Annotated in this window: 22 protein-coding genes; 18 read left to right on the forward strand and 4 right to left on the reverse strand. The window is 38.1% G+C overall.

The annotated features are described in order from the left end of the window. The first annotated feature begins 5 nt into the window (after window positions 1-5). The 7 genes from BAOM_RS08710 to BAOM_RS08740 all read left to right on the forward strand — a co-directional run bounded on the left by BAOM_RS08710 (window position 6) and on the right by BAOM_RS08740 (window position 8,413). The gene (locus tag BAOM_RS08710) at window positions 6-1,142 is read left to right on the forward strand and encodes a M20 peptidase aminoacylase family protein (protein ID WP_127759937.1); all 1,137 of its coding nucleotides are present in this window, start codon (window positions 6-8) and stop codon (window positions 1,140-1,142) included. Between the two features lie 2 nt (window positions 1,143-1,144). Beyond that, window positions 1,145-1,972 carry a GNAT family N-acetyltransferase gene (locus BAOM_RS08715; protein WP_373995323.1) on the forward strand — a complete coding sequence of 276 codons (828 nt, stop codon included), beginning with the start codon at window positions 1,145-1,147 and terminating at the stop codon, window positions 1,970-1,972. Between the two features lie 23 nt (window positions 1,973-1,995). Then, the gene (gene menC / locus BAOM_RS08720; RefSeq protein WP_127762508.1) at window positions 1,996-3,102 is read left to right on the forward strand and encodes an o-succinylbenzoate synthase; all 1,107 of its coding nucleotides are present in this window, start codon (window positions 1,996-1,998) and stop codon (window positions 3,100-3,102) included. Window positions 3,103-3,184: 82 nt separating this feature from the next. Continuing rightward, entirely contained in the window at window positions 3,185-4,264 is a 1,080-nt protein-coding gene (locus BAOM_RS08725; protein ID WP_127759938.1) for a YkvI family membrane protein, read from the forward strand. A gap of 220 nt (window positions 4,265-4,484) precedes the next feature. Beyond that, window positions 4,485-4,991 (forward strand): DUF3189 family protein, encoded by a 507-nt coding sequence (locus BAOM_RS08730; protein ID WP_127759939.1) that lies wholly within the window; start codon window positions 4,485-4,487, stop codon window positions 4,989-4,991. 64 nt (window positions 4,992-5,055) lie between these two features. Then, window positions 5,056-6,546 (forward strand): glycerol kinase GlpK, encoded by a 1,491-nt coding sequence (gene glpK, locus BAOM_RS08735; RefSeq protein WP_127759940.1) that lies wholly within the window; start codon window positions 5,056-5,058, stop codon window positions 6,544-6,546. Window positions 6,547-6,754: 208 nt separating this feature from the next. After that, the gene (locus BAOM_RS08740) at window positions 6,755-8,413 is read left to right on the forward strand and encodes a glycerol-3-phosphate dehydrogenase/oxidase (protein ID WP_127759941.1); all 1,659 of its coding nucleotides are present in this window, start codon (window positions 6,755-6,757) and stop codon (window positions 8,411-8,413) included. A 151-nt stretch (window positions 8,414-8,564) separates the two neighbouring features. Here the strand turns inward: BAOM_RS08740 and BAOM_RS08745 are convergent, their stop codons facing one another. Both BAOM_RS08745 and BAOM_RS08750 read right to left on the reverse strand, forming a co-directional pair. Further along, window positions 8,565-9,932, reverse strand: coding sequence for an MFS transporter (locus BAOM_RS08745; protein WP_127759942.1), 1,368 nt, complete (start codon window positions 9,930-9,932; stop codon window positions 8,565-8,567). A gap of 407 nt (window positions 9,933-10,339) precedes the next feature. Continuing rightward, window positions 10,340-10,981: an IclR family transcriptional regulator gene (locus tag BAOM_RS08750; RefSeq protein ID WP_257467676.1), complete on the reverse strand. Its 642-nt coding sequence runs from the start codon at window positions 10,979-10,981 to the stop codon at window positions 10,340-10,342. A gap of 431 nt (window positions 10,982-11,412) precedes the next feature. Between BAOM_RS08750 and BAOM_RS08755 the strand changes: the two genes are divergently transcribed. The 4 genes from BAOM_RS08755 (at window position 11,413) to BAOM_RS08770 (ending at window position 15,304) form a co-directional block, all read left to right on the forward strand. After that, a complete protein-coding gene (locus BAOM_RS08755) occupies window positions 11,413-12,354 on the forward strand; it encodes a fumarylacetoacetate hydrolase family protein (RefSeq protein WP_127759943.1) in 942 nt (313 codons plus the stop codon). A gap of 4 nt (window positions 12,355-12,358) precedes the next feature. Continuing rightward, on the forward strand, window positions 12,359-12,847 hold the full coding sequence (locus BAOM_RS08760) for a DinB family protein (protein ID WP_164853167.1): 489 nt from the start codon (window positions 12,359-12,361) through the stop codon (window positions 12,845-12,847). Between the two features lie 23 nt (window positions 12,848-12,870). After that, window positions 12,871-13,983, forward strand: coding sequence for a cupin domain-containing protein (locus BAOM_RS08765; RefSeq protein WP_127759944.1), 1,113 nt, complete (start codon window positions 12,871-12,873; stop codon window positions 13,981-13,983). 130 nt (window positions 13,984-14,113) lie between these two features. Continuing rightward, window positions 14,114-15,304 (forward strand): FAD-dependent monooxygenase, encoded by a 1,191-nt coding sequence (locus BAOM_RS08770; RefSeq protein ID WP_127759945.1) that lies wholly within the window; start codon window positions 14,114-14,116, stop codon window positions 15,302-15,304. Between the two features lie 246 nt (window positions 15,305-15,550). On the opposite strand, the gene BAOM_RS08775 is transcribed toward BAOM_RS08770, so the two are convergent. Next, a complete protein-coding gene (locus BAOM_RS08775; protein WP_252283319.1) occupies window positions 15,551-16,105 on the reverse strand; it encodes a DUF421 domain-containing protein in 555 nt (184 codons plus the stop codon). Between the two features lie 194 nt (window positions 16,106-16,299). On the opposite strand from BAOM_RS08775, the gene miaA reads away from it, so the two are divergent. From miaA to spoVK, 3 genes are all read left to right on the forward strand, one after another. After that, entirely contained in the window at window positions 16,300-17,265 is a 966-nt protein-coding gene (miaA, locus tag BAOM_RS08780) for a tRNA (adenosine(37)-N6)-dimethylallyltransferase MiaA (protein WP_127759946.1), read from the forward strand. A 23-nt stretch (window positions 17,266-17,288) separates the two neighbouring features. Next, window positions 17,289-17,522 carry an RNA chaperone Hfq gene (gene hfq, locus BAOM_RS08785; RefSeq protein WP_119116332.1) on the forward strand — a complete coding sequence of 78 codons (234 nt, stop codon included), beginning with the start codon at window positions 17,289-17,291 and terminating at the stop codon, window positions 17,520-17,522. Between the two features lie 461 nt (window positions 17,523-17,983). Further along, a complete protein-coding gene (gene spoVK, locus BAOM_RS08790; RefSeq protein ID WP_127759947.1) occupies window positions 17,984-18,937 on the forward strand; it encodes a stage V sporulation protein K in 954 nt (317 codons plus the stop codon). A 30-nt stretch (window positions 18,938-18,967) separates the two neighbouring features. On the opposite strand, the gene BAOM_RS08795 is transcribed toward spoVK, so the two are convergent. Then, complete coding sequence (locus tag BAOM_RS08795) at window positions 18,968-19,576, reverse strand: trimeric intracellular cation channel family protein (RefSeq protein ID WP_127759948.1); 609 nt, start codon at window positions 19,574-19,576, stop codon at window positions 18,968-18,970. Window positions 19,577-19,777: 201 nt separating this feature from the next. Here BAOM_RS08795 and hflX point away from each other — a divergent pair, with 201 nt between their 5' ends. The 4 genes from hflX (at window position 19,778) to glnA (ending at window position 24,260) form a co-directional block, all read left to right on the forward strand. Next, window positions 19,778-21,031 (forward strand): GTPase HflX, encoded by a 1,254-nt coding sequence (gene hflX, locus BAOM_RS08800; protein ID WP_252283320.1) that lies wholly within the window; start codon window positions 19,778-19,780, stop codon window positions 21,029-21,031. A 12-nt stretch (window positions 21,032-21,043) separates the two neighbouring features. Beyond that, entirely contained in the window at window positions 21,044-22,312 is a 1,269-nt protein-coding gene (locus BAOM_RS08805) for a methionine gamma-lyase family protein (RefSeq protein ID WP_127759950.1), read from the forward strand. Between the two features lie 171 nt (window positions 22,313-22,483). Continuing rightward, the gene (locus tag BAOM_RS08810) at window positions 22,484-22,888 is read left to right on the forward strand and encodes a MerR family transcriptional regulator (RefSeq protein WP_119116327.1); all 405 of its coding nucleotides are present in this window, start codon (window positions 22,484-22,486) and stop codon (window positions 22,886-22,888) included. A gap of 37 nt (window positions 22,889-22,925) precedes the next feature. Beyond that, a complete protein-coding gene (glnA, locus tag BAOM_RS08815) occupies window positions 22,926-24,260 on the forward strand; it encodes a type I glutamate--ammonia ligase (protein ID WP_127759951.1) in 1,335 nt (444 codons plus the stop codon). Window positions 24,261-24,413: the final 153 nt, after the last annotated feature.

Consider the following 24,413-nt stretch of genomic DNA (forward strand, 5'->3'; position numbering starts at 1 on the left):
AAAGATTGAAGTTGTTTATTGAACAATTAAAGCCAACGATTCAGACTGTATTTGAACATTTACATCAGCACCCTGAAGTGAGTTGGAAAGAATATCAGACAACAGCGTATATTAAGCAGTTACTTGAAGAAGAAGGGTTTAACGTACAAACTTTTGATGATTGTACAGGTTTGGTTGTTGAGATTGGCAGCGGTAACTTTTGTATAGGTTTACGTACAGATATCGATGCACTTTGGCAAGAAGTGGATGGGCAATTTAAAGCCAATCATTCTTGTGGACACGATTCACATATGACAATGACGATTGGCGCTATGCTTCTTTTAAAAAAACTGAATCCTCAGATAAATGGCAGAATTAAGTTCGTTTTTCAGCCTGCAGAAGAGAAAGGGACAGGAGCTTTAAAGCTAATCGAAAAGCATGTAGTAGATGATGTCGATTTTCTTTATGGTGTTCACTTAAGACCGATACAAGAGCTGCGCGATGGAGAAGCTGCAGGTGCGATTTATCATGGAGCCGCTAAATTTTTAGAAGGAGAAATTATTGGGGAAGATGCTCACGGTGCACGTCCACATCTTGGACAAAATGCGATTGAAATTGGTGCTTCACTTATCCAAGAAATGAAAAGTATTCATTTAGATCCAATGGTTCCTCACACGGTAAAAATGACGAAGTTCCTTGCAGGTGGTGATACGGGAAACCTTATTCCCGGAAAAGCTTCTTTCAGCATCGATTTACGCGCGCAAACGAATGAGGTTATGGATAAGCTGACGGAAAAGGTCGAAAAAATAGCCGATGCTCTTGCAAACCTATATGGAGTGGACATTCGCTTAGAAACGAAGGCAAATGTCGCAGCAGCACAGGTTAATGAGGAAGCGCTAAGCTATATGGAAAAAGCGATTATTGAGTCGATTGGAGCAGAACAATTAAGAAAGCCTATTGTTTCTTCAGGAGGAGAGGATTTTCATTTTTATACGTTGAAAAATCCTCATCTTAAGGCAACGATGCTCGGATTAGGTTGCGATTTACAACCAGGTCTTCATCATCCACAGATGACATTTAATCATGATGCTATCTATGCAGGTATTGAAATATTAGCAAGAACGCTGCTACATACATTTGCAGCGTATGAAAGAGGAGAATGAAGGTGAATGCAACTATGATAACGAGAAGATTAATGACAAATAGTGAAATGAAGCTAGTTCAACAACTTGAACAAAATGTTTGGAATATGGAGCCAATTCCTCTCCATCAAACGCTTACGGCGAGTCAAAATGGTGGGCTAGTATTAGGTGCTTTTTTTAATGAGGAGCTAGTTGGCTTTAGTTATGGATTTGCTGGTTTTAATCAAGGAAAAGCTTACTTATGCTCCCATATGCTGGGGATTGACCCAGGATATCGGGGAAAAGGAATTGGAGCAAGCTTAAAGCATGAGCAGAAAGCGCTTGCTCGTGAAATGGGTTATGATTTGATTGTTTGGACGTTTGACCCATTAGAAACACGTAACGGCTATTTGAATTTATCTAAATTACATGCGATCTGCTCGACCTATGTGGAGGACTGCTACGGAGAAATGGATGATAACTTCAACAGCGGTATGCCATCCGATCGTTTTAAAGTAGAATGGTGGATTAATAGTTCACATATCGAAAAAGAACTATCTGTGAATGAGGAGCAGGCACAGTCCATATTTTCTTATGAATTGACAGAAACAGGTTTACCAAAATTAATCAATAGTGAAATGATTCTTCAAGGAATTCAAGATAACGAACAACCTATCCTTGTACCAGTACCTGCTCATTTTCAAGAGTTGAAAAGTCAAAACTATGAATTAGCACTAGATTGGCGTTATAAAACAAGAGAAATCTTTCAAACGTTATTTGCAAAAGGGTATGCCGTTGTTTCAATTGTGAAAAGTGACGATAAACCTGTCCATCAGTATTTATTAGTGCAAAAACATACATTAGAAGTCTAATAAACGTAGAGAGGAATATGATGATGATTGTAAAAGAAATTATATTAAGACAATTGAAGATGAGTATGCTAAATCCGTTTACAACAAGCTTTGGTACGTTTCAAGACAAGGACTTTTTATTATTGGAAGTGAAGGACGAGCATGGAAATAGTGGCTGGGGAGAATCAGTTGCCTTTCATTCACCTTGGTATAATGAAGAAACAGTGAAAACAAACTGGCATATACTTGAGGACTTTTTAATCCCAGGTATTTTACATAAAGAAATTTCTCATCCGGATGAAGTGTCTGAAATGTTCGCCTATATTCGCAAAAATAATATGGCAAAGGCTGCCCTTGAAGGAGCGGTTTGGGATTTATATGCGAAGCAGAATGGAGTAACATTGGCAAAAGCGTTAGGGGGAGAAAGAAAAGAAATCGAAGTTGGCATTAGTATCGGTATTCAGAAATCGATCGATGATTTACTTGGACTAATCGATGAATATGTAAAAGAAGGCTATAAAAGAATTAAAGTCAAAATTAAACCAGGCTGGGATGTTGAGGTCATGCGTGAGATACGTAAACATTTCCCAACTGTTCCGCTTATGGCTGATGCGAATTCCGCGTATCGTTTAGAAGATATAGAGTTATTAAAGCAACTAGATGAATTCAACTTAATGATGATTGAACAGCCGCTCGCATCCGATGATATTATTGATCACGCGACATTACAAAAAGAACTGAAAACACCGATTTGTCTGGATGAAAGTATTCATTCATATGAGGATGCTCGGAAAGCTGTTGAGCTTGGCAGCTGTAAAATCATCAATATTAAAGTAGGACGTGTTGGAGGATTAACTGAGTCAAAGCGCATTCATGATTATTGTCAGCAGCACAATATCCCGGTTTGGTGTGGTGGTATGTTAGAATCAGGAATTGGAAGAGCCCATAATGTGGCATTGACTACCTTATCAAACTTTGTAATGCCTGGTGATACAGCTGCTTCTTCTCGTTATTGGAATCAAGATGTAATTGAGCCAGAAGTGATGGTTCATGATGGCATGATTACTGTTCCTGAAAAAGCAGGAATAGGCTATGAGCCAAACCTTGAAACGATTGAAAAATTTACAACGATAGTAAAAAAGTATAATTAATAGAAGAAAGAGAGAGAGGATGATTGGATCCTAGTCTTTCTTACGTTAAATTATCTAAAAATTCTAATTAATAGGAGGAGTTATGAAAAAGAGTATTCAAATTGCAGGTGCATATATTGGTGTTATTGTTGGAGCAGGTTTTGCTTCAGGACAGGAAATTCTTCAGTTTTTTGCCAGTTTTGGTTGGATCAGTGTAATAGGCGCGGTTATAGCAGCATTCTTTTTTGCCTTTTTAGGCATGAGCTTAACGCAGTTAGGTAGCCGCTTGCAAACCATTTCTCATAAACAAGTTGTTTATCATTTATGTGGGCGATATGTCGGGGTATTTGTTGACTTGATTATCACGTTTTTCTTATTCGGTGTTGCGGTAGTCATGATTGCTGGGACAGGATCTATCTTTGAACAACAGTTTGGATTACCAAGTATTGTCGGAAATGTTGTAATGGCTGTATTAACGATTGCAACCGTATGTCTTAATATTCAAAAAGTCCTTTCATTAATGGGAATGATTACACCGTTTTTACTGTTGATTGTCGTAATTATTGCGATTTATTCATATTTGACGATGGATTTAAATGCAGTGGAGATTCAAAAAATTGCTGAAACACAAAATAGTGCTGTATCAAATTGGGCATTAGGTGCGCTGCTCTATGTTTCTTATAATATTGCAGCAGGGGCTGCGATGCTTGCGGTTATGGGCGGTACGATTACGGATGAAAAGACAGCAGGTAGGGGCGGTATCCTTGGTGGAATTGGGTTAGGGCTACTGATTCTTCTAATCATTCTGGCGATGTTGACAAAAGTCAATGTCATTGATGGTGTGGACATGCCAATGCTATCTTTAGCCAGTGAAATGTCGCCAGCGATTGGTTGGATTATGTCTATTATTCTATTAGGTATGATTTATAATACAGCTGTAGGCATGCTTTATGCATTTACAGCACGCCTGATTAATCCAGAACAACCTACTAAATTTAAAGGATTTGCAATCAGTTTCGGCATTGTAGCCTTCATAGCAAGCTTTGTTGGTTTTACAACGTTGGTTGGAACTTTATATCCAGTGATGGGTTACTTAGGATTTATTATAATGATTGCGATTATCGTTGCTTGGTTTAGAAGAAAACGTGAAGTAAAAGAAGTTGCTTTTAAACAAGCAAATTAAGTGAAGAAGAAACCAAAAGAAGATATGTTATTTAAAGAACCGAGGCTCTAAACTTGGGTTCTTTTTTTATGAGTCCAAAGTCAACAACGTCAAAGTCTCAAATAAAGAAACCTATCTATATTTGTCTCTAAAGTTATTCGAGTTCCTTTATTGGATGTTTTGGATATTATGTGAATGTTTGTTAATAATAGGTGTAAATATAATAGGGAAAGGTGACATCATGATTTATATTTATGATGATTTTGCGGGGACACATAGCACGGCTCTAGCAGCAGCTTATCATTTAAAAAAGTTGCCTACGGATCGAAAACTTACAAAAGAAGAGATTTTGCATGTTGATTATTTTAATCAATTAACACCCGCTGATATGGGAAGGCTTATTTTTCATGGAATAGATGACGAGGGACATTCTGTTTATACAATAGGAAGAAAAAATTCAAAGCTTGTTGTTCCGGCTTTAAAAAATTTAAGTGTCATGCTGCAAAATCATTTTCGGGAGGAAGAAAAAATTATTTTCTCAAACACTTCCCCGACTGTTCCATTCGCTATGACAATGGGAGGGCTATTCTCTAGACGCTTAAAAATTGATTTCATCGGTGTTCCTTTATTAGTGCTAGGGGCCAAACAATGCTGTCATGATATCCTTCGCCTAGTCCAATATACAAAAGAAGTAGGAGCATCTACACATACAAAGGTGACAGTATTAGAGAATAAAAGCTTTACATAAAATATCTTTTTATGAAGTGAATAGGATTCATTGTTGTATAATTTCTTCATAAGGGGGGAGAGGAATGGAACAGTATATTCTTTCACTAGATCAAGGAACAACCAGTTCGCGAGCGATTTTGTTTAATCGTGCTGGCGATATTGTTCATATGTTCCAAAGAGAGTTTACGCAGTATTTTCCAAAGCCAGGCTGGGTTGAACATAATGCTAGTGAAATTTGGGGTAGTGTATTAGCAGTTATTGCAAGCGCTTTAGCGGAGTCTGGCATTACTCCCGCGCAAATTGCTGGAATTGGAATTACGAATCAGCGTGAAACGACGGTCGTTTGGGATAAACAGACAGGAATGCCTGTTTATCATGCGATTGTTTGGCAGTCACGGCAAACGCAGGATATCTGTCAACAATTAAAAGATCAGGGATATGAGAAGGTCATTCGAGATAAAACAGGTTTACTGATTGATGCGTATTTTTCTGGAACGAAAGTGAAATGGATTTTGGATCATGTGGAGGGGGCTAGAGAGAAAGCTGAGAAGGGTGAGCTATTATTTGGAACAATTGATACATGGCTCATTTGGAAGCTATCTGGCGGGAGAGCTCATGTAACCGATTATTCAAATGCATCACGAACATTGATGTACAATATTTATGATTTGGAATGGGACGATGAATTGCTTAAGATTTTAACCATTCCGGCTTCCATGCTTCCTGAAGTGAGGCCATCTTCAGAAGTGTATGCTCATACGGTCAGCCATCATTTCTTTGGGCATAATATTCCGATTGCGGGGGCGGCTGGTGATCAGCAAGCTGCTCTTTTCGGTCAGGCATGTTTCGAGGATGGAATGGCGAAAAACACATATGGTACGGGTTGCTTTATGTTAATGAACACTGGTGAGAGAGCGGTAAAATCTCAACATGGCTTGTTAACGACGATTGCTTGGGGAATTAATGGAAAAGTTGAATATGCGTTAGAAGGCAGTATTTTTGTAGCGGGCTCTGCGATTCAGTGGCTTCGTGACGGATTAAGGATGCTCAAAGAAGCCAAAGATAGTGAAGCGTATGCAAAGAAAGTACAATCGACTGATGGTGTATATGTTGTTCCTGCTTTTGTTGGATTAGGTACACCTTATTGGGATAGTGATGTGCGCGGTGCTGTATTCGGTTTAACTCGCGGAACGTCAAAGGAGCATTTTATTCGAGCGACTTTAGAATCTCTAGCCTATCAAACGAAAGATGTATTAAGTGCGATGGAAGCGGATTCTGGTATTTCTTTGAAAAAGCTTCGAGTAGATGGAGGAGCGGTAAAGAACGATTTCTTAATGGGCTTTCAAAGCGATTTATTAGGTGTTCCTGTTGATAGACCAGTAATTAATGAAACGACAGCATTAGGTGCAGCTTACTTAGCGGGAATGGCGATAGGGTTTTGGGAAAGTCAAGATGACATTGGGGAGAAATGGAGACTAGATCGGGAATTTAGCGCAACTATGGATGAAGAACAGCGAAAGCAACTGTATGAAGGATGGAAAAAAGCGGTCCATGCTGCGATGATGTTTAAATAATAGGTTTATAGAACATCGTTAATTTGAAGTTGAAAATCAGATAAAATCATTGGATGACTTACATTGTTTCATAAATATATATAATAAAATTTAACATTTATTGTGTATAATGGTATGATGATTTCGATTCATCATGCTGTTTAAGGGAGGGCCACATAGACACTTATTGAGTGATCTGGTGGTCTTTTTCATAATTGGAGGGAAAATCATGGCCCAAACATATATGAACCGATCGCAATTGTTACAGAAAATGAGTGAAAAACAATATGATCTATTAATCATTGGAGGGGGTATTACGGGTGCAGGCATTGCCTTGGATGCTGTGACCCGAGGGATGGAAGTTGGTCTTTTTGAGATGCAAGATTTTGCTGCTGGTACTTCTAGTCGTTCCTCCAAACTCATTCATGGCGGTTTACGCTATTTAAAGCAAGGGGAGGTTAAGTTGGTGGCGGAAGTGGGCAAAGAACGAGCAATTGTTTACGAAAATGGTCCGCACGTCACGAAACCAGAATGGATGTTGCTTCCAGTGTATACGGATGGGGAGCTTGGACCGCGTAGTATTTCCATTGGGTTAAAGGTCTATGATTTTCTTGCTGCTGTTAAGAAACAGGAGCGAAGAAGGATGTTATCTAAGGAACAGGTGGTAAAGCAAGAGCCTCTACTTAAAAGGCAAGGCTTGCAAGGGGGAGGTTATTATGTTGAATATCGGACGGATGATGCACGGTTAACAATTGAAGTTATTAAACGAGCCGCTGAATTTGGTGCAGATTTGCTAAATTATACGAAAGTCATCGATTTTCTATATGAAGATAGGAAGGTGGCAGGGGTTGTTGTTGAAGATGTTCAGACAGGAAATTGCTATGATATTCGGGCAAAAAAAGTAGTCAATGCAACTGGAGCATGGGTCGATTCATTAAGAGAAAAAGATAGATCAAACGAAGGAAAAACATTGAAATTGACAAAAGGAGTCCATGTGGTTATTGATCAATCACGTTTTCCTTTAAAGCAAGCGATTTATTTTGATACAGAAGATAGTAGAATGGTATTTGCGATTCCGAGAGAAGGAAAAGTATATGTGGGAACAACTGATACTTTTTATGATAAAGACCCGATTCGGCCGCTTATTACTGAGGAGGATCGGATGTATATATTAAAGGCGATTCATTTCATATTTCCAAAACTAACCTTAAGTGTCCAAGATATTGAATCAAGTTGGGCTGGTGTTCGCCCGCTCATTCATGAAGAAGGAAAAGGTCCTTCGGAAATTTCACGAAAAGATGAAATTTGGGTTTCAAAATCTGGCCTTATTACGATTGCTGGTGGAAAATTAACAGGATATCGCAAAATGGCAGAAACGATTGTCAATCTGCTTGCGAGACAATTCAAAGATGAACAATACAAATTATTTGGTAAGTGTGTCACGAGAAAGCTTCCTATATCGGGAGGGGACGTAGGCGGCTCTCATTATTTTGAAGCCTACATTTCTAAGTATACAAAAGAAGGGATAAAGCTAGGTTTAACAGAATGTGAAGCAAGATACCTCACAAGATTATATGGGTCTAATATCTCGAAGATTTATCAAATTATTAGAGATGGCAAAAACGATATAGAAAAATATCAGTTCACTCCTGAAGTATTCGCTAAATTAGTTTACGGGATACAAGAAGAATATGTTGTAACACCCGTTGATTTCTTTGTACGACGAACAAGTGCCCTTTTGTTTCAGATAGATTGGGTACATAGGTGGAAGGAAGCAGTTAGTCGATATATGTGTGATGTGTTCGGTTGGAGTGAAAGAGAAACATTGAAGTATAAGGCGGAATTGGAGCGAGAAATATGGAATGCAACCAATGTAAGTGATGTGTGACTGAAAGAACAAAAGTGCCAGCACTTTCATTCATCGTTGATAAGTGCCGACTCTAGAAGTGGCCGCATTCCTTTTTAGTTCCGTTATCTAACAGAGCTGTAATAAAAAAGTCAACAATACTGACTCTGGCTGGTCAGTATTGTTGACTTTTTTAAATGACTTTAGAATTAGTATCTGATTCATTTATATCTGAATCTTCGGTTTTTTCTGTATAATCATACGCGTGTTTCACAGGGATGAAGAAGAAAGCGATAGAAGCGATGACACCAGGTATAGCAAAGGCAAGGAAATTAATTTGAATCGGTAAATTCATCGTAAGTAAGATTCCGCCAATAGTTGGTCCGAGAATGGCCCCTATTCTTCCTACACCGGAAGCAACCCCTAAGGCAGTTGAACGTAAAAATGGTGGATAATATTGAGAAACATAGGCATTGGCGATATTTTGTGCGCCTACTGTACAAGCTCCAGTAATAGCGACAAGAAGACAAATCACCCATAGGTCGCTTTTAAAGCTCATCAGAAATAAGCAAATCGCACCGATTGTGTACATTGGAACAAGCATTTTTTTAGAACCATATCGATCAGCAAGTTTAGCAATTATAAGTGTCCCAACAATTGTTCCGGCGTGCATAATGATTAAGAACGAAAGACTTGAATTTAAGCCATAGCCTGCTTGCATCATTAATTTTGGGAGCCAGGTGCTTAATCCATAAACGACTAATAAGCACATGAAGTACGCAATCCAAAACATACTTGTACTAAGAGCACGGTTATTTTTAAATAGTTGAATAACAGGAATACCTGCTTCTTGTTTTATATCTATTTTTTCAAAATGATCCTCTTCCGTATAATTACCGGCAGGGTTGATTTTATTCATAATCTGGCGTAATTCTTCTGTACGTCCCTTTGCAGCTAAGAAAACGGTTGCATCAGGAAGATGTTTCCAAATGAAAGGCAAAAGTAAAAGAGGTGCAGCAGTAATCATATAGACGATTTCCCATCCGTAGCTTGGGATGAGATAGATTGAAAGTGCAGGAGCTAGCATTCCCCCAACGGAATAGCCGCAAAGTATAATCGATACAGTTAAACTACGCATCGATTTAGGGGAGTAGTCTGTCATTAAAGCAATTACGTTTGGCATAATTCCACCAAGCCCGAGTCCTGCAATAAATCGATAGGTAGAAAAAGCAGTAGGTGAATCAGCTAGACCACATAGTCCAGTGAATAGACTAAATAGGACAAAACAAATAAGGATAACATTCTTTCTACCAACTCGGTCAGCGAGGGGACCGAAGAAAAAAGCCCCAATCATAACACCGATTAATCCATAACTTCCCATGGCACCAGCTTCAACATTCGATAATCCCCAATCTTCAATCAGAACTGGCAGTACGGCTCCATAAACGGCAAGATCATAACCATCTAAAATGATAATGAATGTCCCCCAAAAGAGTATCATAGTGTGAAAGCGGTTAAATTTACTATTTTCAATGATACGGTTCGTGTTTAAACTAGACAAATATTTTCCCCCTTTTGTGTTGTAGCATCAATAAAGCGCTTTCAAAGTTGTGAAAATAGGTTTCTAGAAGAAAATTATTTCACTTATAGAAAACTATGTTGCTTTATAGTGATTATATAGGCGGTTTTTTAATTTTTCAACTCGAAATTCACAAAATTGTAAAAAAGTAAAAGATTGTGAAATAGGAAACTTGTAAAAAGTGTATTATAACAATGTTGCTATTAAAAGTATCATGAAAATTCACAAAAAAAAGAAGCATGCCATTTTTTAAATGGATGCTTCTAAATTACATCATTTATATCCAAATATACCAGATGCTTCCTTTGAAATATTGAGTAAATATTGACCGTATTCATCTTCAGATGTTTGAGGGACAATCTGTGAAAATCCAACAAGTGTCAAACAACCTAGTAAATCATTATTATAGTTAAATAATGGAACAGATGCTGAAGATATATAAGGAACGAGTGGCTCTTTAGCAAAAGAAATTTGCCTTTTTTAATAACTTCTGTTTCTTCCTCGAATAATTGTTTGTCTTCTACAGACCAGTTTTGCATTTCAGTATTTTTCCATTCCTCAATGAGTAAAGGTTCATGAAAAGCAGAAAAAACTTTTCCTGACGACGATAAGATAGGGAGGTGCGTCCCAATTTGTGCACCGATGTTCAAGCCGTTATTAGCGTTCCAAATGTTGGCGATTACAGGACCGCTATGTGTCCATACAGCTAATAGAGCCGTTAAAGAAGTAAATCTACTTATTTCTTGTAGGAAAGGAGTCACTTTGGTAACGAGATCTTGTTGACCGATAGCAGCCATTCCATAGGAAATAATTTTAGAACCCAGTGTATAGGTACCGTGTTGTTTGTCTCTATATAGTAACTCTAAGTGTGTAAGAGTATTCAAATATTTATATAGATTACTTTTTGTGATGTTGGATTTTTCCTGAATTTCAGTAAATTTCATAGGGTGTTCTTGGGAAGCAATGATATCAACTATTCCCAAACCTATTTGAAGCGAACCAATCATAGCTGGATTTTTTTCTTTCTCCATTTTAATTTCTCCTATTATTTTTTATTAGTATAACAGAAACACTTCTTTATTTACAAAGTGTTCTTAGAACAAACTGTGAAGCTTTGTACAAAGATTTCATATATAGAATCCAAAAAAATATTTTGAAGTAGGTAAATTTTCAGAAAAAATATTATTGACATTTGCTACAGAATAGATTAAATTTTATTTATAAATAGTGAACGAAGTTAACTCAAAGTGAAAAAGATATCCACTTTCTTTTATAACTTGTATTACGGGTTAGCTTATTCACATCAATAAAAAGAAGTACAAAGATCCTGTTGATAAGCAGTTTTGAAGATATAGGTGCTTATATTATTCAAGCGAAATATCTTCTAAGAAGTGATTGAAATGAATCCGCTTACAGGAATGAAAAACTCAAAATAAAATTGTATAGACAAAGGAGAATATGTATGAAACTTATAACATTTAACCGTGAAGGTATTACAACAATTGGAGCTATCGTGAGTGAGGAAGTTGTTGATTTACATCTTGCTTATAAAAAATCTTTAGAAGCAGAGGGGAAAATACGTGCACAAGAAATTGCAAATGCATTCATTCCATCTGAGATGACAGGATTTTTACAAGGTGGAAAAGAAAGCATGGAGCTTGCGAAAGGAGCAATCGACTTTGCTTTAACGAATAGAGTAGTGGATGGTTCAAAACTAGTTCATGCTCTAAGTGAAGTAAAAGTGGAAGCTCCTGTTCCAAAACCAGGAAAAATCTTTGCTGTAGGTCATAACTATCGTGAACATATTCTTGAAATGGGACGTGAAATTCCAAAATATCCTGTTGTATTCGCTAAATTTGCGAACACACTTGTTGGGCCACAAGATGATATTCCATTTCATCCAATTTCAGAACAATTAGACTATGAAGCGGAATTTGCGTTTGTCATCGGTAAACGTGCAAAAAATGTTTCAGAAGAAGAAGCGCTTGATTATGTAGCAGGTTATGCAGTAGCAAACGATGTAACATATCGCGATTTCCAACGTCGTACTCTTCAATGGCTGCAAGGTAAAACAGTAGATGGCAGCTTACCAATGGGACCTTGGATGGTTACTTCAGATGAGCTACGAGATCCACAAACACTAGAAATGGTTTTAACTGTAAACGGTGAAGAGCGTCAACGTACCAATACTGCGAACCAAGTATTCTCTGTTAAACATCTAGTATCATTCTTATCTACAATTGCTACATTAGAGCCTGGTGATATCGTTATTACAGGAACTCCTGGTGGTGTTATTCAAGCAATGGAACCGCAAGTATGGTTGAAAGATGGAGATGTCGTTCGTGTCGAAATCGAAAAAGTGGGTGTATTAGAAAATACAGTACGTGCTGTAAAAGGAGAGTAATAGAATGACAGTGACACAAAATGCAGTTACATCTGTTAATGAATCGATTGATCGTATTATCGAAACGGTGAAAGGGTTATCGGAAGAAACGATTCGTTGGTATCCAACAGAGGAAGAATGGTCTATTATGCAAATTGTCGCTCATATCGTCGAAGCATTACCGTATTGGGTAGAAGAGATTGAACAGCTTGTTCAATCTCCTGGTCAAGAATGGGGAAGAAATCATTTACATGAAGGGCGACTGCAAGCGGTAAGTTCTACAACGGTGGATGCGATAAGTGTTGCGGAGCTGTTACAAGCGCTAGAAGAGGTTAAACAAAAAGTAGAATCAGGTATTGGGAACTTGACAGCGGAGCAGCTTGCTGCTGAGGCACCAAGCAGAAATCCTAATTTTGGTACGAAACCACTTTCATTTATTATTGATCATTTAATTGATCAGCACGTGAACAAACATGAAGGTCAAATTCAACGCAATTTATCAAAATTAAATTAATAATCTAGTAGGAGGTTCGGAACATGGCAGAAGTAACTGAGTTTATGAAGAGTAAAATTGTACAAGATTTTACGGCTGATATTCGTCAATATAATCTTGGACCATTATGGGAAGCAATTCCAGCGTTAATGCATAAATCTCCAGAGCCTCATGCACAAGCTTATCTTTGGAAAGGCAGCCTGCTTGAGAAAAAATTACTAGAAGCCGCTCAAATTTTCACACCGGATCGCGGGGGAGAACGACGGGCAATTTATTTGCAAAATCCAGGTCTTGATTATCGTCAACCTTGGGGATGGGCTTCTACGACACAAACGCTGTATGCAGCCGTTCAATTGTTACAACCAGGAGAAGTAGCTCCTTCTCATCGTCACTCTCAAAATGCCCTTCGCTTTATTACGAAAGGGGAAGGCGCATACAGTATCGTCCAAGGGGAAAGAATTTTCATGGAAGAAGGAGACTTCCTCATTACGCCAAAAAATTTATGGCATGGTCATGGTCATGAAGGCACAAAACCGATGATTTGGACAGATATTTTAGACATTCCAACGATTTATGCATTGGGTGGTACATTCTTTGAGAATTACCCAGAAAGAATTGAACAGCCGAAAGTACCGGATAACTTTGGTTCACAACGTTATGCAGCAGGTATGCTACGTCCTGTTTCTGATCGTAATCCTTCCATAGCTCCACTAGGTTCGTATAAATGGGAGCATACGTATAAGGCGATTGAATCATTAAGTCAGTTTGAGCCGGATCCATTTGAAGGATATGCGGTAGAATTTATTAACCCTTCTACAGGTAAAACAGCGAACCCAACGATTGCTGCTTGGATTCAGAAATTTCCGAAAGGTTTCCGCACAAAAGCGCAGCGTCATACGAGTGCTTCGATTCATCAAGTGTATAAAGGTTCGGGCTACAGTATTATTAACGGCGTTCGCTTCGATTGGGAAGAAGGAGATTTCTTCTGCGTTCCAAACTGGGCTTGGGTAGAACATGTTGCAGCAGAAGATACGTATTTCTTCACAACAAATGATCTTCCAATTATGGAAAAATTCGATATTGAAAAACAAGAAGTGTATGAGCGAAACAATGGTCAGCAAGAAGTGACTTCTGAGTTTAAACCAATATTACCGTAAAAGTAAAAAAAGATTATCGCAGTAATAAGCAGCTTAAGAGATAGGTACATTATATGCTTCTTAGGCTGCCCTTAGTTAATCACTTATTACTTCTTTAAAACTAAATTAAGAGAAACTAGGAGGAATTTCTATGACAAACACAGAGAACAGAGTCTTAATCGCTGGTGGCGGAATTGGTGGATTAGCAACAGCTCTTGCTGCAGCACAAGCTGGTCACGCTTCATCCGTTTTTGAACAAGCACCACAATTCGGGGAAGTTGGTGCAGGAATTCAAATGGCTCCAAATGCAATGGCTGTTTTAACTCGCCTTGGAGTAGCAGATCGTATTGCTGAATTTGCCGTATTTCCAAAACGACTTGTGTTAAAAGATGCTTTTACGGGAGAAGAACTAACGGCTTTAGACCTAGGAGATGAGTTTAAAGAGAGATATGGATTCCCATATATGGTATTGCACCGTTCTGATTTACACAGATCGCTGTTAGAAGCATGTGAAAGCAATCCTTTAATCTCTCTTCATACGAATACGACAATTACTGCTGCAGAAGAAAATGAAGATGGCGTATTCCTTATAAACCAACATAATGAGAAAATCAAAGGTAAGGCAGTTATTGGGGCAGATGGAATTAAATCAAATGTACGTAAATTATTCGCTCAAGATGATATGGTAAACTCTGCATATGTTGCTTATCGTGGTACGATTCCAATTGAAGAAATTTCTGAAGATGCTGAAATGGACGATGTAATTATGTGGATTGGTCCAAATCTTCATGTAGTTCAATACCCAGTACGCCGTGGAGAATTATATAATCAAGTTGTTGTATTCAAAAGCCCAACGTATACATCTGAATCTGTTGAATGGGGAACTCCAGAAGAAATGGCACAAGTATTTGAAGGCTGTCATTCAAAAGTTGAGAAAGCTCTTTCATTTATTAATAAACAAATCCGTTGGCCAATGTATGATCGCCTGCCAATTGATAACTGGACAAAAGGGAATATAACACTTATGGGAGACGCTGCTCACCCAATGTTACAATACTTAGCTCAAGGTGGCGTTCAAGCATTAGAAGATGCTGCAAAATTAGCTGATGTATTAGCAACTCATGGTGATAATTTTGAAGCCGCTTTCAAAGAGTTCCAAGAAGAACGTATTCCTCGTACTGCACGTGTTCAAACAACGGCACGTCAATGGGGAGAAATCATTCATGCTGTAGATCCAATTACAATTGCACTTCGTAACGATATTTTTACAAAACGTCCAGCAAATGATTTTAGCTATACGGATTGGTTATATGGTCATAAAAGAAGTCTAGTAACACAATAATAGATTCGTGGAAAAAGCCCTTACAATACATGAGGGCTTTTTCCATCGTTTCATGGAGAAAGAACAAGTAGGAGCCCCCAATCGTTCCACCAACTAGATGGGATGCTGTTGGAAAATTAATTTGGGTGTATATATATGGCGTATAAAACATGAACTTATTTTCGGAGAAAGTGATTTCTTGGCTGGACCAATTAAGTTAAGGTATAAAACACACCATTTGTTCCTACAACTGCATAAGAAACTTGTTCAATGCTGATATTTTTCTTTTAATATCTTTCCGTCTATGATTAATTCGACCGGTCGTTTCATATTTAGCTGATCTATGTATTGTTTGGTTGCAGGCTTGTATTGTTCTTTTAGTTGAATAGAAAGTTTACCGCTTACCTCAAGATAGGCCGTTTCAATTTCTTCTATTTGGAATACTCCGTTTTCTCTTAATTGTTGGTGTAAATCGTACAGGCAGTACTTTGCTTTTTTCATATTGACCTCATTTATTTTTCCCTTTTCGATAATAGCAGTGGGTTGTCCGGATAAGTATTTGTACAAGAATTTATTTTGATAAGATAAATAAGAAGAAAGATAGAAAACAAACGTTAAGATAAAAAAGGAAGTAAGTATTGGCCAAAATTTAAGATTGGTATCAAATCCCATATTGGCGATGAATGAACCGATTGTAATAGCGACAGCAAAGCTATGGTAATTTAATTGTGAATTCATTCTTTTTCCGAATAAGTAAGTAACAAAAAGCAATATTATATAGGAAATAACTGTTCTCAGCATGGGGTGTAATAATTCTTCCATTTGATCTTTCCTCCTCTTTTTTCTAGAAATTAGTTTTGGTTGTCGAAATCACTTTCATTCGCCCTTTTAAATGTATTTATTTTTCTATTTTTATCTGAATAAAAATGTAGAGAGATACCTATACTGTTTAGATGTTTAACAGCTTCCGCTGAAATTATGGTAAGATAGGAAAAAATCATATAAGGCAGTGAAGAATGTTGGAACAACAAAAAGGAAAGTTACTTGTTATTATTGGCCCAACGGCTGTGGGCAAGACGAAGTTAAGTATTGAATTAGCAAAACGATTTAATGGTGAGATTATAAGTGGTGATTCCATGCAAGTATATAAAGGAATGGATATTGGCACAGCGAAAATAAAGGAGGAAGAAAAAGAAGGTATTCCACATTATTTGCTCGATATTAAAGAGCCGAATGAGCCGTTTAGTGCAGCTGAATTTCAACAAAGAGCAAATGTAATGATTGACGATATTCAAAGTCGAGGAAAGCTTCCAATTATAGTGGGGGGAACGGGATTATACATACAGTCTGTAATTTATGATTATCAATTCTCTGAAGCTCCATCCGACCCGCTATATCGAGCGGAGTTAGAACAACGCGTGAAAGAGGCGGGAATAGAGGCTGTTTTTGCGGAACTACAGAGGATTGATCCCGAAAGTGCGGAGCGTATCCATCCGAATAATGTGAGGCGTGTGATTCGTGCGCTTGAAATTTATCATTGCACAGGACATACAATGAGTGAGCAGTTAAATGAACAGCCGACTGAAATGAAATATGATACATGTATTATCGGGTTAACGATGGAGCGCGATTTATTATATGCGCGTATTAACAATCGAGTGGATATGATGGTGGAAGAGGGGCTTGTTTCGGAAGTGCAAGGTTTTTTTGAACAAGGCTTAAAACATTGTCAATCAATTCAAGCGATTGGTTATAAGGAACTGTATGATTATCTGGAAGGGCGAATGAGTGAAAAAGAGGCAATTGAGGCTTTAAAACAAAACTCTCGCCGTTATGCCAAACGTCAACTTACGTGGTTTCGCAATAAAATGGATGTTTCTTGGTTTGATATGACTGATATTGCCGAATTTTCAAAAAAAATCAACGAAATATCGGAATTTATTGCAGGAAAGCTCATGATAAAGGCGAATAAGTACAAGTAGAGAGAAAAGAGGAGGACGAAGTGATGAAACAATCGGTAAATATTCAAGACCAATTTTTAAACCAACTGAGAAAAGACAATACTTATGTGACAGTATTTTTATTAAACGGTTTTCAAATTCGTGGGCAAATTAAAGGCTTTGACAATTTTACCGTGCTATTTGAATCTGAAGGGAAGCAACAATTAGTATTTAAACATGCGATTTCTACTTTTGCTCCACAACGAAATGTTCAAATTGAATATGAAGTGAAAGAATAAATAGATGAGAGAAAAACAGGCGCTTATGGAGCCTGTTTTTTTTATTGTATAAGCTCTGTTTTATGATGTTGTTGATTTTGGGCACTGGGCTGTGTTAAGTGCTAGCATTCCTGCTCATTGATTTGTAGGTTGCCTCGCAGAGTAAAGGTAGGGTGACTTCCGCCTTTTGTTTTTTAGCACTTACACTTTTGTTCGGAATCCTTTTCGAATGGTCAAAGAATGATTTCCTGCTTTTCTGAATATAGATGAATAATAGATAGGTGGATTATTTCTTGGGAAAGCGCAGAAACTGACATTTTCTTAAAAGAAATGACGAAAAACATAGTTAATATGTTGAAGTGTCTTTTTTTAGTAAAATAATTGTCTGATTCCGTCGTATTTTTCGACGGAAGGCTAGCTGAGAAGAGTTAATTTCCTAATAAATTATAGGAATAAGGGGTCGGGAATGGCGAGGTGATGATGTGGAGCAACCAATCCGAATGAAAAATAATGGGCAAATTAATATTGTCTTTAATGGAGAAAAAAGAAACGTGATACAAAAGGATGTGCCTATTAGGGAATTATATGATCGAGACCTTTCTGAACAGCATATTGCTTTGAAAGAAATCGAGGCGGAGCTTGAAACATTAGTTGGCATGGAAGAGATGAAAAAGTTAATTAAAGAAATTTATGCATGGATCTATGTCAATAAGAAGCGTGAGGAACGTGGTTTGAAGGCTGGGCGACAAGCGTTGCATATGATGTTTAAAGGGAATCCTGGCACTGGGAAAACGACGGTTGCACGCTTAATCGGTAAATTATTTCATAAGATGAATGTGTTAACAAAAGGACATTTAATAGAAGCGGAGCGTGCGGATTTAGTTGGTGAATATATTGGTCATACAGCTCAAAAAACACGAGATTTAGTGAAGAAAGCAATCGGGGGAATTTTGTTTATTGATGAAGCGTATTCGTTAGGACGCGGAGGAGAAAAAGACTTTGGGAAAGAAGCGATTGATACGCTTGTGAAGCATATGGAGGATAAGCAGCATGAGTTTATTTTGATTCTAGCGGGTTATTCACGTGAAATGGATTATTTTCTTAGCTTAAATCCTGGTTTATTGTCACGATTTCCGCTTGTTATTGAATTTCCTGATTATACAACCGATCAATTAATGGAGATAGCGGATCTGATGCTAGAAGAGCGGGAGTATATCATTAGTCGTGATGCAGAGCGAAAGCTGCGCGAACATCTAGTTGTACTTCGCTCATTGCAAAGTCCTGTTTCCTTTTCGAACGGTCGCTATATTCGTAATGTCATTGAAAAAGCGATTCGAACACAAGCGATGCGCTTATTGCATGAAGATAGTTATGACAAGGCAGATTTAATGACATTACGAAGTCAAGATTTTATTTTTAATGAACAGAATGAATAAGGGAACAAAAAAAACGGCTTTAGGCCGTTTTTACATGTTTTGAGGCAATTTTTTATTTGGCAGCTCCCAGTTGCGTGTGTAGGAAAGGACACGCAATGCTGTAATAATAATGAAGAGAGCATATAATTCCCATGTATCTGAGGCAAGTTCTAAGCCTAAGATTATCCCTGCTACAATTGCCCAAACTGCATAGATTTCTTTACGGAATAAGAGCGGTTTACGTCCTGCGAGAACATCGCGGACAATTCCGCCTCCGCAGCCAGTTAAAACAGCTGCTACAATAACCGCGCTTACTGGAAGATTGAGCTCAATTGCATATAGTGCTCCTTGAATAGCAAAAGCAGCTAATCCGATTGCATCGGTGAAATTTCCCCATTTGTCCCAATGCTTTAATGAATTGTTTGGAAAGAAGAACACGATAGTAATCGATATTAAAGCAATTGTAAAGAACGTACCTTGGTCCCATAGTGTTGAAGGAGGGACACCAATTAATAAATTTCTGATTGCTCCACCGCCAAATGCGGTTACGATGCCTAAAATATATACACCCAATAAATCATATTCTTCTTCCATAGCAATGATTGCCCCACTAATCGCAAAAGCAATTGTTCCAATTATGCTTAAAAATTCCCAGGTCATATGGATTCCCTCTATCAGTTAAATTTTATTTGAAATGTATAAACAGTGAGGATTTTTCATTAATCTTGTCGCAAACTAAAATTGATTCTATCATGTTCTTTTCTTTTTGGAAATGCTCTATTTTAGTTTGTGAAAGTTTTAATCTTATTTATTTTTTTGGTATGATGAGTTGAATGATTTTGGATAAGGATGGTGCCCTATTTGCAAAATGCTGAAAAAGAAACGGCGATTTTAATTGGATGTCAAACAGTGGAAGATGATGCCCGCTTTCATTATTCATTAGAGGAACTTGCATCATTAACTCATACAGCAAATGGTGAAGTGTTGCTGACGGTTACTCAAAAACGGGAGCGTGTCCATCCGGCCACATACATAGGAAAAGGAAAGATTGAAGAACTTCAAAATTTAGAAGCAGAATTAGAGCCGGATTTAATTATTTTTAATGATGAATTATCTCCAAGTCAGATTCGTAATCTTTCGAACCAGTTGGAAGCGCGAATCATTGATCGAACGCAATTGATTTTAGATATTTTCGCTCAGCGTGCTCGTTCAAGAGAAGGTCAGCTGCAGGTTGAGCTTGCTCAGCTGCAATATATGCTTCCTCGTCTAGTTGGCCAAGGAACGGCTTTATCTAGGCTTGGTGGTGGAATCGGAACGAGAGGACCTGGGGAAACGAAGCTTGAAAGCGATCGTCGTCATATTCGAGGTAAAATTGATGAAATTAAGAGTCAGTTGCGAGTAATCGCTGATCATCGTGACCGGTACCGAGAGCGGCGTAAGCGAAATAAGGCGTTTCAAATAGCGCTTGTAGGGTATACAAATGCAGGAAAGTCAACATTGTTTAACCGATTAACGGAAGCAGCTGCATTTGAAGAGAATTTGCTATTTGCTACGCTGGATCCTCTTACTCGTAAAGCTGTATTGCCAAGCGGCTTTACGGTGTTAATGACAGATACGGTTGGATTTATTCAAGATTTACCTACTTCTCTTATTGCGGCTTTCCGCTCAACCTTAGAGGAAGTGAAGGAAGCTGACTTACTGTTACACGTCGTCGATTCATCGAATCCTGATTACTTTAATCATCAAACGACGGTAGAAAATTTATTGCAAGACTTAGAAGCTACTTCCATTCCGATGCTTACGTTGTATAATAAGAGGGATTGCAAGCATGCCGAATTTTTGCCGACATCAAAAGACCAATCTTTACTGATTAGTGCCTATGATCAAGGAGATGTGGAAACAATTTTAGAGACAATTGAGCAAAGTATGATAAGTGAGATGGCAAGCTACCACGTTTCACTGCCTTCTACGGAAGGAAGATTACTTGCGCAGTTGAAGAATGAAACAATATTGCGGACGCTCGCTTTTAATGAAGAAAGTGAGTGTTATGAATGCAGGGGTTTTTGTTTAACCAATCACCCAATTAGAGGCTTACTAGAGAAATTTACAATATAAAGGGGAAACAACATGTATCAATATTTAACAAATGGGGAAATTTTGCAACCGATTGTAAGAGAAATAGAGGCAATGATTGCTCCATTACATAAGAAAATAGAAGAGCGAATTGAAGAAAATCAATTTCGTTTGCTTCGCAGCTTTCAAGCACATCGGGTCAGTGATTCTCATTTTATCCCGTCAACAGGGTATGGGTATGATGATGTCGGAAGAGATACGCTGGAATTAATCTATGCAGATGTATTTGGAGGAGAAGCGGGTCTTGTTCGCCCGCAAATTATTTCTGGTACACATGCTATTTCAACGGCATTGTTTGGCATTCTTCGTCCAGGTGATGAACTGCTTTATATTACGGGAAAACCGTATGATACACTTGAAGAAATTGTTGGAATTCGCGGTACAGGGGTAGGTTCTTTACGAGATTTCCATATTGACTATAATATGGTTTCGTTAACCGCTGAAGGAGCTATTGATTTCGAGGCGGTTAAACAGTCCATTAAACCGAATACAAAAATGATTGGAATTCAGCGTTCAAAAGGATATGCAACGCGTCCATCTTTTACGATTGAGGAAATCGAAGCAGCTATTGCTTTTGTGAAAGAGATTAATCCGAATATTGTTGTGTTCGTTGACAATTGTTACGGTGAATTTGTAGAAACGAAGGAGCCATGCCACGTAGGAGCCGACTTAATGGCGGGGTCACTCATTAAAAACCCGGGCGGTGGTATAGTGAAAACAGGCGGCTATATCGTCGGTAAAAAAGAGCTGGTAGAAGCTTGTGCATATCGATTAACATCACCTGGTATTGGAGCAGAAGCAGGGGCGTCCCTTTATAGCTTACAAGAAATGTACCAAGGGTTTTTCCTTGCTCCGCATGTTGTAGGACAAGCATTAAAGGGAGCGGTGTTTACCGCAGCCTTTTTAGAGAGACTTGGAATGAATACATCGCCTAAATGGAATGCTAAACGCACCGATCTTATTCAATCTGTTCAATTTGATGATAAAGATAAGATGGTTGCTTTTTGTCAAGCAATTCAGTTTGCATCTCCAATCAATTCACATGTGACTCCGTATCCTGCTTATATGCCGGGCTATGAGGATGATGTTATTATGGCAGCAGGAACATTTATTCAAGGAGCGAGCATTGAATTGACAGCAGATGGTCCAACTCGCGCTCCTTTTATTGCCTATGTTCAAGGGGGCTTAACGTATGCTCATGTGAAGATGGCAGTTTTAACAGCCGTAGATAATTTATTATCTAAGAAGCTTATTACATTATAAATAGTATGATAGAATAACTAGAGTGGCCAACTTCCTATTGGCTCTCTATTTTGAATTAACTTGCAATTCAGCAAAGTAAAAAATTTTTATGTTATAAAATATAACATTGCATTGACAAATAAAATTACATAGCATAAAATAAAACTATGATAAACAAAAGGAGGATGCTTAATGAGCGGCAACAACATTCGGCGTTCGATGCCTCTTTTTTCTATAGGAATCGTGATGCAATTGACAGAGTTGTCTGCGCGCCAGATTCGTTATTATGAAGAGCATCAATTAATTACTCCGATGAGAACGGAAGGCAATCGTCGTCTATTCTCATTAAATGATATCGATCGATTGCTCGAAATTAAGGATTTAATCGAGCAAGGAGTGAACCTAGCCGGTATTAAAAAAATTTTTACCGTGAAAAATGAGGGGGCTCTTCAAGAACAAGACAGCGAGCAAGCGGAAAAGATTAGACAAGACCTAAGTGAAGTGGAGTTGCGAAAAATTCTTCGAACGGAATTATTGCAAGGCGGTAAGTACCGTACATCTTTACGACAAGGTGATATGTCTCGCTTTTTCCATTAAAAATAATTAGTTTTATATATTTGGGGAGGAATAGATCATGGCAAAGTATACACGTGAAGATATTACTCGTTTAGCAAAAGAAGAAAATGTTAAATACATTCGTCTTCAATTTACAGATATTTTAGGAACTATTAAAAACGTAGAAATTCCAGTAAGTCAATTAGGGAAAGCATTAGATAATAAAATGATGTTTGACGGTTCTTCTATCGAAGGGTTTGTACGTATCGAGGAATCTGATATGTATTTATATCCAGATTTAGATACTTGGGTAGTGTTCCCTTGGACAGCTGAAAAAGGAAAAGTAGCTCGTTTAATCTGTGATATTTACAAGACAGACGGAACACCATTCGAAGGTGACCCACGTAATAATTTAAAACGCGTTTTAGCTGAAGCAAGAGAAATGGGCTTCACAAACTTCAATCTTGGACCAGAGCCAGAATTCTTCTTATTCAAATTAGATGAGAAAGGTGAGCCAACTCTAGAATTGAATGATAAAGGCGGGTACTTTGACCTTGCACCAACAGATTTAGGGGAAAACTGCCGTCGTGATATCGTACTTGAGCTAGAGGAAATGGGCTTTGAAATCGAAGCATCTCACCATGAAGTAGCTCCTGGTCAACACGAAATCGATTTTAAATATGCAGATGCTATTACAGCATGTGATCACATTCAAACATTTAAATTAGTAGTTAAAACAATTGCTCGTAAGCATGGTCTTCATGCAACATTCATGCCAAAGCCATTATTCGGTGTAAATGGTTCAGGTATGCACTGTAACGTTTCTTTATTCAAAGGAAATGAAAATGCATTCTATGATACAAAAGGTAAGTTAGAACTTAGTGAAACAGCTGAACAATTCATTGCTGGTGTAATCAAGCATGCTCCAGGTTTCACAGCTGTGACAAATCCAACAGTTAACTCTTACAAACGTCTAGTACCTGGTTATGAAGCACCTTGTTACGTAGCATGGTCTGCTCAAAACCGCAGCCCGCTAATCCGTATTCCAGCTTCACGTGGTCTAGGAACTCGTGTTGAAGTACGTAGCGTTGACCCAGCGGCTAACCCATACTTGGCACTAGCTGTTATCCTTAAAGCAGGTCTTGATGGTATTAAAAATAACCTAACTCCTCCGGCTCCAGTTGATCGTAACATCTATGTTATGACAAAAGAAGAGCGTGAAGAAGTAGGTATTGTTGACCTGCCAGCTACATTAGCAGCTGCATTACAAGTATTACAATCTGACGAAGTTATTAAAGACGCGTTAGGTGCACATCTTTTAGAACACTTCGTTGAAGCGAAAGAAATCGAGTGGGATATGTTCCGTACGCAAGTACACCCATGGGAACGCGATCAATACATGACAATGTATTGATCAACTGAAAGCCTTGATACTACTAGTATCGGGGCTTTTTTTATTACCTTTGTAGGTTTCATATCTCCAAATATTTTACTTGTATTTTGGCTGGCTTCTTGAAAATCTAGTGACTTATTTAATAGTTTGCTTCTTTAATCAGTAACCAGTCTC

It is taken from the genome of Peribacillus asahii, assembly GCF_004006295.1.
Lineage (GTDB): Bacteria > Bacillota > Bacilli > Bacillales > DSM-1321 > Peribacillus > Peribacillus asahii_A.